Here is a 16,360-nt window from a genome sequence, read left to right as displayed (position 1 = left end):
CTTGTCACCCATGTTTGGCCGTGTTCCGATGCGGATCAAGCCGGTGTCGATATGATAATCGCTACCGGCTGCGGTTCAACCTCGGTCGCCTGCCCAATAGCCGATACGGCCATAGTGCTCGTGAATTTCAGATTCCTGATCGCGGTCCAGTTCTACCTCTGCGTCATAGGGCGGAGCATCTTTCACAGCCTGCCGCGTCAAATCGACCGAGATTATGGATTCGGCCCAATTGATATCGTCAATCCATTCTGCTGGGATAAGCACTTGGTGGCCAAGCCACCAGTTACTGGTTTCAACGACGAAGTAGTGAATCGCCCAGGTGTCCTGATCGACAAGCAGGCTCTGAATGTGACCAATGCCGCCATCTGTTGCCTGGATGTGATAATCCATGACAGCATTGTAGCTGCGCAGATGGGAATCGCCATCCTGGCGCAACGCTTCTTCGCGTTGTGCCTCTTCATTTTCGGTATGCGAGGTTGTAACGAAGCCGCCGTAGCCGGTCATCATCATGCCTGGAGTCGTTCCTTCGCCCCATATGCCACCTTCTCCCCAATAGTAGGGATAGCCGTAGTAACTGAGGTGACGTATTTCATGCTGTCGCGAAACCGGCATTTCTGTGTCGATATCGGGACTGTTTTTTACCTGCTCTTTCGTGAGCGAAATCGGTAGTTCCTTGTCGGTCCAATTGGGCTGGCCAAATGCCAAAGGTGAGATCAATACCTTTCTGTGCATGAGCCAGTTTCCGGTATCGACGACCAGATACCGGACCACCCAGGTTTCATCGTCGAAGAAAAAATCGCTGACGTGGCCGATGGCGCCGTCGGTGGCCTGGATCGCGTAGCCCTTTAGATCCTTTATATTGCGCAGCATAGATCGCTCTCTTTCGTGAAAATATCAAGAAGTCACTTCGTCAATATCCGCGAATGGCTTTCTATCTGGCGATATGCAACTCGCCAACCGCACGGGGGCTGTCGCGAAATATGCAATGCCAGCCACCCGTTGGCTTTTGCTTGTCTGTTAGCTGCCGGTGCTGGCTGATCCGGATCCCGGTTGCGCTGGGGTTGTCGGCGAGCTGTCTGGCGTGGCCGGCGCCATTGGTGACGTTGTTTGCGGCGCGGTTGTTGCTGGTGAATTATCCACTGCCGGCGCCGGAGCTTGATCGGCCTTTTTACATCCGGCCAGGGCTGCTGCAGCAATGATGGTAACGATGAATGCGTGTCGGATTAACATGGTGTTTCCTTTAGTTGATGGCGGCATGCAAAAAATCATTAGCGCCGGAAAGTGAAAGATAAATGGACTTGCGTCCACTTCGATTTTGTTCAAATGCCAGGAAAAGAAGGTTGCAGGGCTATTTAAATGTGCCGGAGCTACACCATGCCTGGGTAACCTTGTAGACCGTCTACGCCTGAAACTATGCACTTCTGGGTGGAATACATCCGTGCGGCAGCGAACATAGACGGACGATTTGATCAGGATGGCGGCGCTTCATGTGTCGGAAATTTGTATTCTTTCTTTAGCCGCAACAGGCCCTGGCCACATCGCGACAACTAAGTGAATTTCCTGACACTAATATGATTGATGACCCGGGTAACGCCATCCACGCTTCTCACTACCGTTAAGTTCCGATCAACCTGCGCTTGGCTGTCGGCGAAGCCGCTCAGCACAACCTGGTTTTCTTGAATATTGATTTTTATGTCGAAATTGTCGATATCGCCATGTGAAATCAAGGCGGCTTTGATTTTCTTGGTGAGAGCCGAATTAGGCGTAGCGACACTGTTCATGGCGAATTGCGGAAGCGTATTGATGCTTTCGGCATCGTTGCAGCCGAACAGGGGCGCCAATAGCGTGCACATGATGATTGCCGCTGGATAGGAAAAACGACAGGGGAGCGTGGCCATGTTTTTTCCACTATGAGGAAAATTCGATTCTTGGATTGAATCCTGACCATTCGCATGAAATATTTCCGTACGCTATCGAACATAACAAGAAATCAATCCATCTTTCTGCGGATTGGACAATCAAAGAAGTTGCCGCAATGTGGGACAACGCACGGATGCGCGAGGAAATAAGCTCTATAACGTGAGACATCGGGCGGGCCGTTCAACACTCCTCTTCGTTGTCCTCGTTTCGCTATGCCTCGCTCGCCCGATATCAATATATCTATAAAAGAGAATAACCATGGAAAAGTATGTGCTGAGCTGGATTCTGGGTGTTCCCTTGGTGATGTTGATCGTACTCACTGTCATTGCGTATCAATAACAGTCGTACCTCTGGAACTACAGATATCAAATCGTCTTCTCGCAAAGGGACAATGACATGGGATGGCTTAGTCGATTGGCAGAAAGATATGCCTTAACGCCAGAGAAACTGGCCGGGAATGAATTGCGCGATACACGTCTTTCATTATTTCAAGCGGAGCGGCAGTTATTGGAAGCGGAGATGCGCGTTGATTACCATCGTAATGTCCTGTTTCTGCTCGAAGCAATTGCCATTGACGGCGTGGAAAGCGTCGCCGACAGGCAGAGGCCGCAACACCCCTCATCACTGCAGCGCCCGCTAGTGCTGCATCAGGTACTGCAGGCGGAGCTGGCCGACGGGAAAAGGATGACTCGATCTTGAAAGGAGCATCATGGATAAGAAGAATTTTGGAAGCGCACAGTCCAGAACAGAAAGACTTGCGAGCGCTTTGTGTATCAGTATCGACGAATTGGAGAGTGTCTCCCACGAAATCATTGGTGATTTCGATGAGGACGGCGTGTTGTGTGGTTATGTGGTCCAGTTTTCAAGTTATGCTCCGGCGAAAATTCTGAAAAAAATCAAAGGCCTGAATGCGGCTAACAGTGCTTACGTACCGGCATCCGTCATAGACAACGATGCTCAGAGCCTTCCGAAGCCAGCTGCCGGAGCGGAACGGCAAGCGGCAGGTTTGCGCAGAGCGCGCGGCGAAACGTCATGAATGCATCGACACAATTGCAGGCTTTCGGTCAGAGCCTGTGGCTGGACAACATCACCCGTGAGTTATTAAGCAGTGGTACGCTGCAGCGCTACTGCAAAGATTTCTCGATTACCGGATTGACGTCGAATCCAACCATCTTCAACCAGGCCATCGGTAAAACGGACGCCTATGACCAGGCTATTCAGGAAAAGGTGAGCCAGGGTAAAGCCGGCGAGGCGCTGTTCTTTGAGCTGGCCATCGAAGACCTGAAACAGGCGGCAGCGCTTTTTCGTCCGGCCTATGAGGCCAGCGACGGTATCGATGGCTGGGTTTCGCTGGAAGTGTCGCCCCTGCTGGCCGACGATACCGCGGGCACCATCGCGGAAGCCAAGCGTTTGCACGCCCTGGCGCAATGTCCTAATCTATTCATCAAGATTCCCGGTACTGCGGCCGGCATTCCAGCTATTGAAGAGGCAATCCTCGCCGGCGTCCCGGTCAATGTCACTTTGCTGTTTTCGCGCGGACAGTATGTCGCCGCGGCTGACGCGTACTCGCGCGGCATTCAGCGAAGGATCGCGGCGGACCTCGATCCCAAGGTCAGTTCGGTGGCGTCGATCTTTGTCAGCCGTTGGGATAAAGCCGTGGCAGGAAAAGTCCCGGAGGCCTTGAATAATCGCCTGGGAGTGGCTGTCTCCCTGCAGATTTACCGTACTTACCGTGAGCGTCTTGCATCTGACGAAGCGCAGAAACTGCAGCGCTCCGGAGCCCTGCCTCAGCGCTTGCTATGGGCTAGCACCGGCACCAAAGACCCGAAGATATCGGATACCTATTACATCGAAGCGCTTGCCGCGCCGCATACGATCAACACCATGCCCGAGAAAACCTTGCTGGCGTTCGCGCAGCACGGAGAATTGCATGGCGTGATGCAGGAAGATGGCGGCAATGCGGAAACCTTGCTGGATGAATTTGCGGAAGCCGGTGTGGATGTGCTGGCTCTCGCCGATCAGCTTCAAGCTGAGGGCGCGGAATCGTTCAGGGAGTCGTGGTCAGAACTGCTGGCGGCGATTGCAGAGAAGAGCCGCAGCAAATAATGCTGATCGGTGTTCTGCATCCATCTATTGAAAATTGCATGAAGCACGACAGCATCGTAAGCTGGTTTTCGTCGTACTTTATTGGTTGTACTTAATTCGTCGCGCTCAATATAGGCAGCTAACTGGGGTCAGAGTGAACTTTCTGCGTGCTTTTTGCAGAAACTTCACTCTGACCCCACTTAGCGGGCTACGGAGTACATGCCTTATCGTTTAAAAAATTCAGGAGTGCGCCCTACCTTTCTCCGAATCCGTCATGTGGGGGCAGAGTAATTTTCGCAAAGAGCCGCGAAAAAAAACTCCGACCCCAGATGACTCTGTCTGTTTAATGTGGCAAGGTTTCTGATGTCGATGTCGATGTCGATGCCTGAGTACGCGGCGGCGCATCCTTTACATAGCGATCGAACCAGCGCAGCATTTCATAAACCAGCTGTTCGTTCGACTCCATCGCCGCATACCAATGCGGCTCATGTGGCAGCATCACCAGGCGCGTGGTGCCGCCGTTGCCGCGGATCGCTTCGTACAGCTTGCTGGCTTGCAGCGGCGTGGTGCCGGGATTGGCATCGTCGGCGCCGTGCACGATGAGGATCGGCGTCTTCATCTTGTCGGCGTAGAAAAACGGCGATACCTTCAGATAAACATCCTGTGCTTCCCACACTGACCGTTGCTCATTCTGGAAGCCGAATGGCGTGAGCGTCTTGTTGTAGGAGCCGCTGGTGGCGACGCCGGCCCGGAACAGATCGGAATGTGCCAGCAGGTTGGCTGTCATCAGTGCGCCATGGCTATGCCCGGTGACGCCGATGCGTTCAGGATCGGCGACACCCAGCCGCACTGCCTCATCAACCGCTGCCTTGGCATCGGCGACCAACTGCTCCATATACGTGTCATAGGCTTTCTTGGGATCGCCAACGATCGGGAATGCGGCGTTGTCGATGATCGCGTAACCGGCCAGCAGCAACAAGCGATATTGGCGCAAGCGCGTGAAGGTCTCTTGCGAGCCGGTGGTCTGGCCGGCCTTGGACGCATCGGCGTAATCGAGCGGATAGGCATACAGGATAGTCGGCACGCGCGTTCCTTCCTTGTAGCCCGGCGGTGTGTACAGCGTAAAGGACAAGTCGAGACCATCCTCACGTTTGTATTTGACCAGCCGCTTCTTGATTTCGCGCACTACCGGCGTCGGATCCGCAATGTGAGTAACGGCGCTGCTGCTCGAAGCGAATATCGCTTCGCCAGCCGCTGCCTCGACTGGAGCGCCAAGCGTGCGGATGAATGCATTCGGTGGATCGTTCGCCGATTGACGCCAGGTCAGGAACGCGCGCGAGTCGCTGCCGGTAAAGCCCACGAATTGCTCGTAGGATGTCTTGTCGCTGCGGAACAGCCGCTCCGATTTCAATGTTTTCAGATCGAGCCGGTCCAGGAACGGGCGATCACCGGCAGGCGAGGCGCCGGCGCCGCTGAGGAAAATGGCATCGCCATCCTGGCGCAGCACCCAGAAGCCGTTCGGCAACTGACGTTTCACCGGAACGCCGGGATTTGCATATTTCTCGTCGGTCGAGAGATCCCACAGCAGGCGCGGTTGTGGCTGCGGATCGTCGACATTGATCAGGAAGCTGCGCCGCCAGTGCCGGTTGCGATCATATTCCGTCAGTAATGCGAGACTGGCTTGTTCGCTCCAGGAAAGACCTGCATAGCGTTGTTCAGTTCGCGTGATTTCCTGCGGAGCTGTATTGAATGGCGCCTTCAGCAGCATCAGCTTGTCGCGCGCCGGTACTTTGGTTTTCCAGTCGCCGCCGTCGAGGGCTTCGGCCCAGATCAGCGTTGCCGGCTCGGTCGCGCGCCAGGAAAAGTCACGCGGCCCGAGCTCTACGCCGCCGATTGGCACGCGATCGGCCAATGGCAGCGAGGCGATGTGATGCACGACGATGTTCTTGCGCGTTGCCAGATCCCAGACTTCCACTTCCTGCGGAAAGCGATCGGCGGTCGTCACGTAAGAGTAGGGCTTGCGAATCGAGGTCACCAGCAGATGCCGTCCATCCGGCGCGGTTGCCAGCGATTCATAACGTGCGCTGGCGCCGATTGGAGTGACCGCCATGCTGCTGGCATCAACCAGCGCCAGTTGCGCGGCGGCGTAATAATCGAACAAGTCTTCGTCATGCTTGTTGTTGAGCGTGTCGCGGTTTTCGTAGGTGCTGCTCTGACCTTTACCGCCATCCGATTCCTGGATGCTCGGACCGGCAGGGATGCTCGACTCGGCAGGTGGTGGCCCCATGCGCTGGGGAACCAGCTTGACCAGCAGGGTTTTCTGATCGGACATCCATTGCAGTTCATCTCCCAGCATCGGATTCAGATGCACACCTGGAACACGATGCACAGCGCCGGTGGCGGCATCGCCAATCCACAGGTCAACCGAGTCCGCGGTGGTATTTTCGAAGGCAAACCGTTTGCCGTCCGCACTCCACAGCGGCCGGTTCGGGCAGGCATCCGCAGGAAGCGCGATCGAGGTGCGTGCACCGTCGGCGATCCGCACCAGTTCAAAGCTGGTGGCGCAAGGAGTGATGCCGTAACCGCCCGGAGTATCGTGCTTGCTATGATTTCTTGGTTCGACACGCACCCCGGCCAGGCGCAGGAAAGGCGTCGCCACCCGTGAAATCGAAGGGTAGTCTTGCCAGGAAACCAACAGCATCTTCTCCCGCGTCGGACTCACAACCGGAACCGGCGGCGACGGCGCGCGCATGACGTCCAGGATATCCTTGGGCGGCTGGTTATAACCCGAGGCTGGGCTGGCCGCGGGTTGTGACGGTGGAGCCGCCGGTGCAGCGAACGATGTCGAAGCGACACCGGCTGCCAGTAGTGCGACCCAAACGCGGGCCAGGGAATATTTTATTGCCATCAGTTTCCTCAGTTTCGATTCGTCTGCAACAGGAGTTATGTCAGGGTGATGAACGACTCCGTGAATATTGCCATTTGAAACTGCAAAACGGCTCATTTTCTGCGTAATTTTTTGCTGAATTTGTGAATTGCGACCGCCTACGTCACGAAATGGTGCAACTGCAATTTCGAGCCGGCAAACTGACTTTCGCCGCATCTGGTAGCATCCCACACGGGCATTGACTAGCTATGGCGCCGACAATTTCAGCTGCCGCAAATTTGACCTAATCCCCCACATACCGACATTTATTTCTCGCACAGAGAGGACTTATCATGAGCGTTACCACCAAATGGATCGACATCCAGGCCGCCGACGGCACCTTCGGCGCCTATCTCGCTATCCCGCACACCGGCAAGGGCCCGGGCATCGTACTGCTGCAGGAAATTTTCGGCGTCAACGAGCACATCCGCTCGGTCGCCGAGCAATACGCGGCCGATGGCTACGTAGTGCTGGTGCCGGATTTGTTCTGGCGCAGCGGCAGCCGTATCGAGTTGGGTTATGACGACGCCGGTTGGGCGCGCGCGGTTGAGTTGATGAAAGCTACCGATGTCGCCAAGGCGCAATCGGATATTGCACTCACCGTGGCTGCACTGAAGGCGCAACCTGCACTGGACGGCAAGCTGGCCGTGATCGGCTATTGCTTCGGTGGCATGCTGGCATATAACACCGCGGCCAATGGCCTGGTCGACGCCGCGATCGCCTATTACGGTGGCGGCATCCAGAACCAGCTGCAACGTGCCGACGAGATCAAGGTCCCGCTGCTGATGCATTTCGGCGGCGCCGACAGCCATATTCCACCGGAAGCCGTGCAGAACATCGCGGAGCGTTTCGAAAACAATGAAGATGTCGAGGTGCACGTCTACCCGGGCGCTGAGCATGGTTTCAATTGCTCGCACCGCTCCAGCTATAACCAGCGTGCAGCGGCAGAAGCGCACGGCAATTCACTGACTTTCCTGAGCGACAATCTGTAATAGACGTTTGCCGGCGGCGCGGCCCTGCTGCGTTGCCGGCGCAAACTTTGGTTTCGATGCATTTCCCACATTAGCGGTTCAGGCTCCTGGCACCGCGCACAGGAATATTTTCATTCCGCCACAATATTCTCCATTGTGAATCGTCTTCAATGGTATGAGCCCGCCGAACCGCCCGAATCCGATCAACGACCAAGACAGGGATATCGCCGCGACCGTCGTGCGTGAGCGTGCCAGGCTCGGGAATTTCATCTCGCGCCGCGTGCGTGATCAGGCTGAGGCGGAAGACATCCTGCAGGATGTCCTCTATGAATTCGTCCAGGCCTGCCGCCTTCCCGCACCGATTGAGCAAGCCAGCGCCTGGCTGTTCCGTGTTGCGCGCAATCGCATCATTGACCGTTTTCGCAAGAAAAAGGAATTGCAGATCAGCGAGGCAGAGGACGATCACGATGGCGCGGATGACGAGTATCGACTCGACCTTGCGCTGCCTGCACTCGATGCCGGCCCCGAGGCTGTGTATGCCAGGTCGGTATTGCTCGATGAGTTGCAGCTGGCTCTGGATGAGTTGCCGGAAAGTCAGCGCGATGTCTTTGTCGCACACGAACTCGAAGGGCTCAGTTTCAAGGAAATGGCAGAGCAAAGCGGCGTTGCCGTCAACACTCTGCTGGCGCGCAAGCGCTACGCGGTCTTGTATCTGCGTGGTCGTTTGCAGGCGATATACGACGAATTTGACATCGAATGAAGGAATTGAAAATGAATTTCAGAACGAAGTTTGTGGGAAAACTGCTGATCGTTGTGGTGGCGGCAGGTGTGTTGGGCGGGGCGGTCATGCTGCTCTGGAATCTGGTCATGCCGGGGCTGTTCATCGGCAGCCGCCCGATTGATTATTGGCACGCGCTCGGCTTGCTGGTTCTTTGCCGCATCCTGTTTGGCGGATTCCGCGGCCACGGCGGATGGCATGGCCATCGGCATTGGCAAAAGTGGCAGGCGATGACGGAAGAAGAGCGCGAACAGTTCCGTAAAAACCGCTCATTCCCGCGCCGGCGCGGCGAGGAGTAAATATGCGAAAATCCGTGACCGCCGCTTGTAAACAGGAACCGGGAGTGATCGTACCGGTAGTCAACCTGAAGCGCTGCGAAGGCAAGGGCGATTGTGTGGAGGTGTGTCCGGAAAACGTGTTCCTGGTCCGGCGCATCGACGATAGCGATTATCAAAAATTCAACGCACTACAAAAATTCAAGTTGCGCGTGCACGGGATGCAGGTAGCCTATACGCCAAATGCCGATGCCTGCCGCGCATGCGGCTTGTGCGTCAGCGCCTGCCCGGAACATGCCATCACGCTTGGCCGCTTTTCAACGAACGTTTGAAACCATGAATCCAGCAACTACATCTCCGTCTACGCAGTTCTCTCGCTATCAGAAATTTGTCGTCGGCATGCTGGCGTTCCTGCAGTTCGCCGTGATCCTCGACTTCATGCTCATGTCGCCGCTGGGAGCGGTGATCATGCCGGCACTGCACATCAGTCCTCAGCAATTCGGATTGGTCGTCTCGGCGTACGCATTCAGTGCCGGCGTATCGGGACTGCTGACCGCCGGTTTTGCCGACCGCTACGACCGCAAGAAGCTCCTGCTGTTCTTCTATAGCGGCTTCATCATCGGCACAGTGTGGTGCGGCCTGGCGCAAAGTTTCGAAACACTGCTGCTGGCGCGCATCGTCACCGGGCTGTTTGGCGGCGTCATCGGCTCGGTTGTGCTCGCCATCTCGACCGACCTGTTCCCGCCGCACATGCGCGGCCGCGTGATGGGTTTGATCCAGACCGCTTTCGCCGCGAGCCAGGTGCTGGGCATCCCTATCGGCTTGTACCTGTCGAATCGCTGGAACTGGCACGTGCCGTTTCTGGCGATGGCCGCCTTGGGTTTGTGCGGTGGGCTGTTCGTCGCCTGGCGCATGCAACCGGTGGCAGCGCATCTCGCCATCCCGCAGGAACATAGCCCGTGGATGCATCTGTATCACACGGTGACCGAGCCACGCTATCTGATCGCCTTCGCGATCACTGCGTTGCTGACCACCGGCGGATTCATGCTGATGCCGTTCAGCAGCGCATTTGCCGTGAACAACCTGGGCGTCAGCCTGCACGACTTGCCCACGGTGTATCTGGTTACCGGGATGTGCACGATTTTCTTCGGACCGATGATCGGCAAGGCTGCCGACAAGTTCGGCAAATTCCGGGTGTTCACGCTTGGTACAGGGCTGTCGATCATCATGGTGCTGATCTATACCCACCTCGGGCCGATTTCACTGCCCGCGCTGATCGTCGTCAACGTCGTCATGTTCGTCGGCATTTTCTCGCGCATGATTCCATTCCAGGCGCTGGTGTCTTCGGTCCCCGTGACCACCCAGCGCGGTTCCTTTAACGCCATCAGCGCGTCGATCCAGCAACTGTCCGGAGGGATTGCGTCGGTCGTCGCCGGACACATTGTCGTGCTCGGCGCGGATGGAAAACTGCTGCATTTCGATGTGGTCGGCTACGTGGTGGTCGGCACCTCGCTGGTGGCATTGACGCTGCTGTGGCGCCTTCAGCGCCGCTCCGCGGTTGAGCCTGCGCCGCAACGCGTCACGGCGCCTTAAATAATGGATTGGCAGGTGTCGTCATATGCTAAGCAAACTGACGGCCGCCGACATAGCTGCCAATGTACAAATTGGTGCCGTTGCCAGCTCCCCGGTCACTTATTGCGTTTGACCATCGCCAGGATGGTCTGCAGCAATTCGTCTCGGGCCTGTTCTTCGGTTATATCACCGGCAACCGCCGCGTGCGATAGTGAGTCGGCCGCACCGAGCATCGCCCACAATGCAGGCAACGAAACTGGTCGCGGACCGGCGAATGGTGCGAGGGTCTTTTGACACTTTTCAATAAAGGCTTGCTGGTACTGTCTTTTTACCGTGGCTAATTCCGGGGAGCCGTTTAGTGCAGCAAGAACGCCTGGAATTTCGCGTCCTTGGGTTAGTACACAATTGACGTAGCTTGATGCAATCACGTTCGCCTTATCCCTCAAGGTCGACCTTGCGGCTGCAACAGCGATGTCGATGATCGCAGTCTGCCGGGCATCGAAATCGTGATAGAGCGCAGCGAGTAAGCCGTTACGCGTGCCGAAATGATCATATACCACCGGCTTGGAGACTCCCGCATCTTCAGCAATCCGCCCCAATGTCAGAGCATCCGTGCCTTCGTCACTGATCAGCTTCCACGAAATATCCAGAAGCTGGCGAAATCGCTCTTGCCTCGGCAGGCGGAGGCGCGGTGTCGTGTCGAGAGAGGGAGGTGACATGGTGGCTTCTTCTATCCTGGTTACTGTTGTGAAGCAAAAATCTTACTGCCAAGAGCGTGGGCTGCCTCAAGATGTGTAGTCGGAAATCCAGTATCCGAGGCAAGCAGCAGCTCGGATGTAGCGATGCGTGCGCCGCAATATCCAAAGATTCCATGGTCGATCTGGGTCTTCATCGCGTCAAAGTAGCCATGCCTGGCATAGGTTCTTTGGTCGGCTCCGCCAATGGCGATCAGATGCACTTTAAGGTGGGCGAGCTTCTTTATCAGCCCACCGTCCGCACCTTCCTCATAGGCCCACCCCTGTGTGAATACGCGGTCAATCCAACCCTTGACCAGCCCAGGAAATGACCACCAGTAAACTGGATAGACCAATACTAGCTCATCCGCACGATCGAGCCTGGCGTGTTCTGCCGCGACGTCGGGCGGTGGCATTGCCTTTTTGAGATGCAAGTCGATGTCAGCCTGGGTAAATCTCGGGTCGAAGCCCTCCGCTGCGAGGTCTGCGATCTCGAAAGAGTGATGGCAACTCGATGCAGTCACTCCTTGAGAAAATCGTGAAGCAACGGCGTGAGTCAAGGAGTCTTGATTGGGATGTGCGATGACGATGAGGGCATGCATAGCCAGTTTGTTCCTAGTGGTTTTAATATACCAATAGTAACTTACTTTTAGTAGGTTGTATTTTTATTGTAAATCGCCATCAGTTTGGAGGGCAATTTGACCGTCCGGAATTGGCCGAAAGCATGCATTGTTGGAGCGATGACGGACAGGCTTCTCCCAGAAAGTTTTCGTGTACAACCCTTGATTGGATATCTGGGAGATGTGCGGCATTTCTAGGCGAACTGCGTCGCCGCGAACAACACGTGCCCACCACCGGAGCCTGTCCCGCCATTTTCCGGGCTTGATCGAGCAGTCGTCGTTGGCCGTTCAAGATAATCGGAGAGCAAGCGGCGACCAATAACATCATCGATCTCCGAGAAACCCAACTCGCGGAGTTTTTCATGCAACTTCGCCGGATCGAAATAGCTCAGAAATGGTTCGCCGACGGCTGCTACACGGGCTGCTCTTGCCTGGTGCAACGCCAATAGTTCCATGGAAAACGAACTCGGAGGATCGCTGTAGTCGAACACCACCTCGGCGCCGCCGGCGAGACTGGCAATTGCGCCCAGCGTCGAGTCGATGGCTTGCTCCGTCAAATAAGGAACGACACCGAGCCAGATGAAAAAGCTTCGCTGCGCTGAGTCGAAGCCGACTGCATTGAGTCCGTCCAGCAGCGTATCGCTTTCAAAATCGACTGGCGCGTAGATCAGCGAATCCGGACACTCTATGCCGACTTGCTCAAGCCATCTTCGTTTCCATGCCTGCGTGGCCGGATGATCGACTTCGAAAACGCACGTATTGGCGGGGAGTTGGCTGCGGTATGCAAACGTATCCAGGCCGGCACCAAGTATCACAATCTGTCGCACGCCGCGCTGTTCAATGGCGCGCCAGAGGGCCGCTTCGGCGTAACTTGAGCGAGCCGCGATGAACAATCGGATGCCGAGTCTGGACATTTGCAATTCGTCCTCGTGCTGCACATCCTCGGCCTTCATTCCCACTATCGTCAGGGCGAGCGGGTCGCGGAAAATTTTTCCCTTTTCCACCACCTGATGGATGGCGCGATGGGCGGCTGCAGCAAATGCTGTGCGGCTCGGTTCCTGTTCTTTCATTTCATTTCCAATCGATATCATGCGTCACAGGCTCGCAAGGCGAAGCCGTTGCCGGCTACCCTTTATTATTCAGGCCCATTATTTCTAAAAGCAATGGCGCTCCGTAGTTCGGCGCGTGTCTTCATCAGATAGACACGCCGCCTACTCAATCCGGAGCCACGGCCAGCGGGCCCGGTACGATGCGGCTTTGCGCTCGAACAAATCGCGGTGTGGCGTCAAGGGATTCATCGTCAATATGCCTTCGCGCAGCAATGCCAGTCCGTTTGGTGCATAGATCGAACCCGGGCGAACGCCGACACAGGTCGCCGGAATGAGAAAGCGATCAATGCCTTCGCATGTGCTGCGCAGCGGCTCGCATGGGTGACCGAAGTACGACTCATACCAGAGGTGCACCCGCGCCTGGTTCGATGCTTCAATCTTGACGCCCAAGTCGGCCAGTACTGCTTCTACGCGAGCTTGCACATTGTGTTCGGCCTCCTCGCTCAGGTCGTCGTCATCGAAGTAGAACAGGTCGTAGTCTTTGATATCGGCTTCCGGCGCGCGGCCGGCCTGTAGATTCCACACCGTCTGGAACAGGCACCCTGCAACCAGCCACGCATCCGGGAGCGCCAGGGCATGCCAGCGATCGAGGATGGTGCGATTGCTATGGTTGGCGAGAATGTCGGCTAAAAAATGGTCTTGCATCACGACGGACGTATTCGGTTTGAGCGAGTATAAGAACGGAGAGAAAAATATTTCGCATGTTTATGCATTTTTTGATAACAGTTCTTTAACTACGATTTTGCGGAAAATCGCATGCCTTCGATAGAAAATTCTGGAAGTTCGCAATTGATTGGTCATTGCGAAATGGAAAAGGCAATGAAATCAATATGTTGCAGTTTCGATGTGATTTTATTCGATTGGCTCGATAGTTGCTGTATGTTTTTCAGGCCAAGTTTGAAAGGCGACATTCATGCCAAGAGCCGCCAATGTCGCCTTATTGCGGTTCCCGAACCGAATCGACAACGTCGAAGCTAGCCCAAGTCGTATACATATTTGCCGCGCATTTTTATAAATAAAAAATTAGGAGACATCATGAATTCGCCTGAAATGTATCAATCGGAAATGTTTATAAGCAAACTCCGCCGCATCCTGATATCGAAGCGTCCTGTCATTGCTTTTGTCGCTTGTTGCCTGGCTTCAGGTGCAGCGCTGGCGCAGGGCAAGCCCGTTGTACAGTTCATCGCCACCGGCGGCACGATTGCCATGAAAGTCGATCCTGTGACCAAGGGAGTCGTACCGGCGATTTCTGGTGATGACTTGATGAAGACTGTGCCAGATGCCGCCAAATTTGCAACGATTGAAGTGAATAATTTCTCCAACATGTCGGCCAACTATGTGGAGCCGAAATGGTGGTCGCGTTTGACCAAGGCGGTCGATGATGCGCTTGCCCGGCCTGAAGTGGCTGGGGTAGTGGTTTCGCAAGGCACGGACACGATGGAAGAGACGGCTTATTGGCTTGATCTGACGGTCAAATCCGACAAGCCCGTTGTTCTGATCGGGGCGCAACGCAACGCGTCGGAATCGGACTTCGATGGGCCGCGCAACCTGCTCAATGCCATTCGGATCGCCACGACTGCAGAAGCAAAGGGCAAAGGCGTGATGGTAGCGATGAATAATCAGATCAACGCCGCTCGGAGTGTGACAAAAACGCACACCGGCGATGTGGAAACCTTCAAGTCCGGCGATTTCGGTTTTCTTGGCGAGGTGTGGGATGACAAGGTGGTGTTTTCACGGGCACCGTTGCGCCGCCAGCACATCGATATCGGTGTCGGTGACATGCCGCGTGTAGAAATTCTGTCCATGTTTGGCGGTGCTGACGGCGCACTATTGCGTTACGCGGTAGATCAAGGCGCCAAGGGAATCGTTGTGCAGGCAGTGGGCATGGGAAACATGAATGTTTCCATGTTCGAGGCAGTGAAATATGCGTTGTCCAAGAACGTGCCTGTGGTGATCTCGACCCGCGTATATAACGGCCGCACCATGCCGGTTTATGGATTTCCTGGCGGCGGCAAGACGACATTTGACGCCGGTGCCGTAATGGCAGGAGATTTGAGCCCGCAAAAGGCGCGTTTGCTCCTCATGTTGTTGCTGCATCAGGGTAAGACAAGTAAGAGCGATCTGCAGGCTGCGTTCGATTATTAGAGTCGATTAATCAGGGAGCGGTTTTGCTGTGGCGCAGATTAAGCTAGCGTGGTTTGCGCCGCGCAGTGCACTGAAGTAAGTGACGATCTGGAATCAGGTCGAATGACAGCTTCTGGCCGATTTTAGCCAACCTGAGCGAGTACGCGTAGTGTTGAAATGCGTGCTCGCTTCCAGCTACCTCAATTCCAAGACGTCGATTCCCTATACGCATTTAGTCAGTTGTCCCGGACAGCAATGCAATTCTGGCCGGCAGTTCGCTTTTCAGGAAATCAATGTACGCCCGCACCGCCGGAACCAGGCCGCGTCGGGTCGGGAATACCAGGCGCACCTGTCCCGACGGCGGGCGCCAATCCGGCAATACGCGTTGCAAGCTTCCTTGCGCCAGGTCCTCCGAACACACATGGCACGGCAAGGCGATGACTCCCATATGCGCCAACGCCGCTTTTTTTAGCAGCCGGATGTTGTCGCTTCTCATGCGCGCCTTTAATGGGATGGCCAGCTGTTCGCCGGCCTGGTTCTGCAAGCGCCACGTCGCTGCTTCTTCGTCGATGCCAAAGACAAGCGCGTCGAGAGAGGTCAAGTCGGCAGGGGATTGCGGCTGCCCGGCACGCTCGATGAAAGACGGACTCGCATATAGCCCCCATAGGGTCTGGCACAAATTGGTTTGCACCAGGCTGGAATTCTCCAGCGCCAGCGAGTTGATCCGCAGGGCGACATCAATCCGCTCTTCGATCAGGTCGACGTTGCGATTGGTAATCTGCGTCATCACCTGGACTTTGGGATGCATGGCCATGAAACGCGGCAGCAGATCGCTCAGGATCACATCAACCATTCCTTCCGGAGCGCTGAAACGTATCACGCCTACCGGCTCGACCAAGGTGCGTTGCACCGCATCTTCGGCGGCATGGGCTTCGACGATCATCGCAACGCAATGCCGGTAGAACTCGACGCCGACATCGGTAAGCGCGATCCGGCGCGAGGTCCGGTGCAGCAATCTGACGCCGAGCAGCTTTTCCAGTTCAGCTGTACGCCGGCTCAACCTGGATTTCGGTATACCCAGGACATCTGCCGCAGCGGTGAAGCCGCCGCTGTCGACAACCTGGACAAAGAAATACAGGTCATTGAGGTCCATGGTTAATTTATTCATCAGAAATCCCGGCTTTATCGTCCTATATATGGAACGGAAGATCGCATTTTAGCTAATTTATCTTGATTGTCGTTACGC

The 16,360-nt window shown here is 55.6% G+C and carries 18 protein-coding genes; 9 read left to right on the top strand and 9 right to left on the bottom strand.

The window, feature by feature from the left end:
* Positions 1-75: 75 nt before the first annotated feature.
* The 3 genes from ACIPF8_RS05030 to ACIPF8_RS05020 form a co-directional block, all read right to left on the bottom strand.
* Positions 76-870, bottom strand: a complete 795-nt coding sequence (locus tag ACIPF8_RS05030) for a PRC-barrel domain-containing protein (protein ID WP_400417749.1) — start codon at positions 868-870, stop codon at positions 76-78.
* Between the two features lie 147 nt (positions 871-1,017).
* Positions 1,018-1,230, bottom strand: coding sequence for a hypothetical protein (locus tag ACIPF8_RS05025; protein WP_400417746.1), 213 nt, complete (start codon positions 1,228-1,230; stop codon positions 1,018-1,020).
* Between the two features lie 317 nt (positions 1,231-1,547).
* Positions 1,548-1,898 carry a BON domain-containing protein gene (locus ACIPF8_RS05020; protein WP_400417743.1) on the bottom strand — a complete coding sequence of 117 codons (351 nt, stop codon included), beginning with the start codon at positions 1,896-1,898 and terminating at the stop codon, positions 1,548-1,550.
* 418 nt (positions 1,899-2,316) lie between these two features.
* Between ACIPF8_RS05020 and ACIPF8_RS05015 the strand changes: the two genes are divergently transcribed.
* From ACIPF8_RS05015 to tal, 3 genes are read left to right on the top strand one after another with little or no spacing between them, the layout of a single operon-like run.
* Positions 2,317-2,619, top strand: coding sequence for a hypothetical protein (locus ACIPF8_RS05015; RefSeq protein WP_400417740.1), 303 nt, complete (start codon positions 2,317-2,319; stop codon positions 2,617-2,619).
* A 10-nt stretch (positions 2,620-2,629) separates the two neighbouring features.
* Complete coding sequence (locus ACIPF8_RS05010; protein WP_400417738.1) at positions 2,630-2,956, top strand: hypothetical protein; 327 nt, start codon at positions 2,630-2,632, stop codon at positions 2,954-2,956.
* Positions 2,953-4,026 carry a transaldolase gene (tal, locus tag ACIPF8_RS05005; protein WP_400417735.1) on the top strand — a complete coding sequence of 358 codons (1,074 nt, stop codon included), beginning with the start codon at positions 2,953-2,955 and terminating at the stop codon, positions 4,024-4,026. The genes ACIPF8_RS05010 and tal overlap by 4 nt, the downstream gene beginning before the upstream one ends.
* A gap of 322 nt (positions 4,027-4,348) precedes the next feature.
* Here tal and ACIPF8_RS05000 read toward each other — a convergent pair whose 3' ends face one another.
* Complete coding sequence (locus tag ACIPF8_RS05000) at positions 4,349-6,913, bottom strand: prolyl oligopeptidase family serine peptidase (RefSeq protein ID WP_400417732.1); 2,565 nt, start codon at positions 6,911-6,913, stop codon at positions 4,349-4,351.
* A 311-nt stretch (positions 6,914-7,224) separates the two neighbouring features.
* Here ACIPF8_RS05000 and ACIPF8_RS04995 point away from each other — a divergent pair, with 311 nt between their 5' ends.
* The 5 genes from ACIPF8_RS04995 (at position 7,225) to ACIPF8_RS04975 (ending at position 10,548) form a co-directional block, all read left to right on the top strand.
* On the top strand, positions 7,225-7,923 hold the full coding sequence (locus tag ACIPF8_RS04995) for a dienelactone hydrolase family protein (RefSeq protein ID WP_400417727.1): 699 nt from the start codon (positions 7,225-7,227) through the stop codon (positions 7,921-7,923).
* A 154-nt stretch (positions 7,924-8,077) separates the two neighbouring features.
* The gene (locus ACIPF8_RS04990; protein ID WP_400417725.1) at positions 8,078-8,662 is read left to right on the top strand and encodes an RNA polymerase sigma factor; all 585 of its coding nucleotides are present in this window, start codon (positions 8,078-8,080) and stop codon (positions 8,660-8,662) included.
* A gap of 11 nt (positions 8,663-8,673) precedes the next feature.
* Positions 8,674-8,979: a hypothetical protein gene (locus tag ACIPF8_RS04985; protein ID WP_400418204.1), complete on the top strand. Its 306-nt coding sequence runs from the start codon at positions 8,674-8,676 to the stop codon at positions 8,977-8,979.
* 2 nt (positions 8,980-8,981) lie between these two features.
* A complete protein-coding gene (locus ACIPF8_RS04980) occupies positions 8,982-9,287 on the top strand; it encodes a 4Fe-4S binding protein (protein ID WP_400417723.1) in 306 nt (101 codons plus the stop codon).
* A 4-nt stretch (positions 9,288-9,291) separates the two neighbouring features.
* Complete coding sequence (locus tag ACIPF8_RS04975; protein WP_400417720.1) at positions 9,292-10,548, top strand: MFS transporter; 1,257 nt, start codon at positions 9,292-9,294, stop codon at positions 10,546-10,548.
* Positions 10,549-10,643: 95 nt separating this feature from the next.
* Here ACIPF8_RS04975 and ACIPF8_RS04970 read toward each other — a convergent pair whose 3' ends face one another.
* The 4 genes from ACIPF8_RS04970 to ACIPF8_RS04955 all read right to left on the bottom strand — a co-directional run bounded on the left by ACIPF8_RS04970 (position 10,644) and on the right by ACIPF8_RS04955 (position 13,635).
* On the bottom strand, positions 10,644-11,246 hold the full coding sequence (locus ACIPF8_RS04970) for a TetR/AcrR family transcriptional regulator (protein WP_400417717.1): 603 nt from the start codon (positions 11,244-11,246) through the stop codon (positions 10,644-10,646).
* Between the two features lie 20 nt (positions 11,247-11,266).
* Complete coding sequence (locus tag ACIPF8_RS04965; RefSeq protein WP_400417714.1) at positions 11,267-11,863, bottom strand: NAD(P)H-dependent oxidoreductase; 597 nt, start codon at positions 11,861-11,863, stop codon at positions 11,267-11,269.
* 212 nt (positions 11,864-12,075) lie between these two features.
* Complete coding sequence (locus ACIPF8_RS04960; RefSeq protein ID WP_400417711.1) at positions 12,076-12,951, bottom strand: class I SAM-dependent methyltransferase; 876 nt, start codon at positions 12,949-12,951, stop codon at positions 12,076-12,078.
* A gap of 141 nt (positions 12,952-13,092) precedes the next feature.
* Positions 13,093-13,635 (bottom strand): nucleotidyltransferase family protein, encoded by a 543-nt coding sequence (locus tag ACIPF8_RS04955; protein WP_400417708.1) that lies wholly within the window; start codon positions 13,633-13,635, stop codon positions 13,093-13,095.
* A 420-nt stretch (positions 13,636-14,055) separates the two neighbouring features.
* Between ACIPF8_RS04955 and ACIPF8_RS04950 the strand changes: the two genes are divergently transcribed.
* The gene (locus tag ACIPF8_RS04950) at positions 14,056-15,135 is read left to right on the top strand and encodes an asparaginase (RefSeq protein ID WP_400418202.1); all 1,080 of its coding nucleotides are present in this window, start codon (positions 14,056-14,058) and stop codon (positions 15,133-15,135) included.
* A 211-nt stretch (positions 15,136-15,346) separates the two neighbouring features.
* Here the strand turns inward: ACIPF8_RS04950 and ACIPF8_RS04945 are convergent, their stop codons facing one another.
* Positions 15,347-16,282 carry a LysR substrate-binding domain-containing protein gene (locus ACIPF8_RS04945; protein ID WP_400417705.1) on the bottom strand — a complete coding sequence of 312 codons (936 nt, stop codon included), beginning with the start codon at positions 16,280-16,282 and terminating at the stop codon, positions 15,347-15,349.
* Positions 16,283-16,360: the final 78 nt, after the last annotated feature.

The organism is Collimonas sp. NPDC087041, from assembly GCF_044745265.1.
Classification (GTDB): domain Bacteria; phylum Pseudomonadota; class Gammaproteobacteria; order Burkholderiales; family Burkholderiaceae_D; genus Collimonas.
Note: the sequence above shows the minus strand (reverse complement) of the source record. Positions and strands in the feature narration are given on the sequence as shown.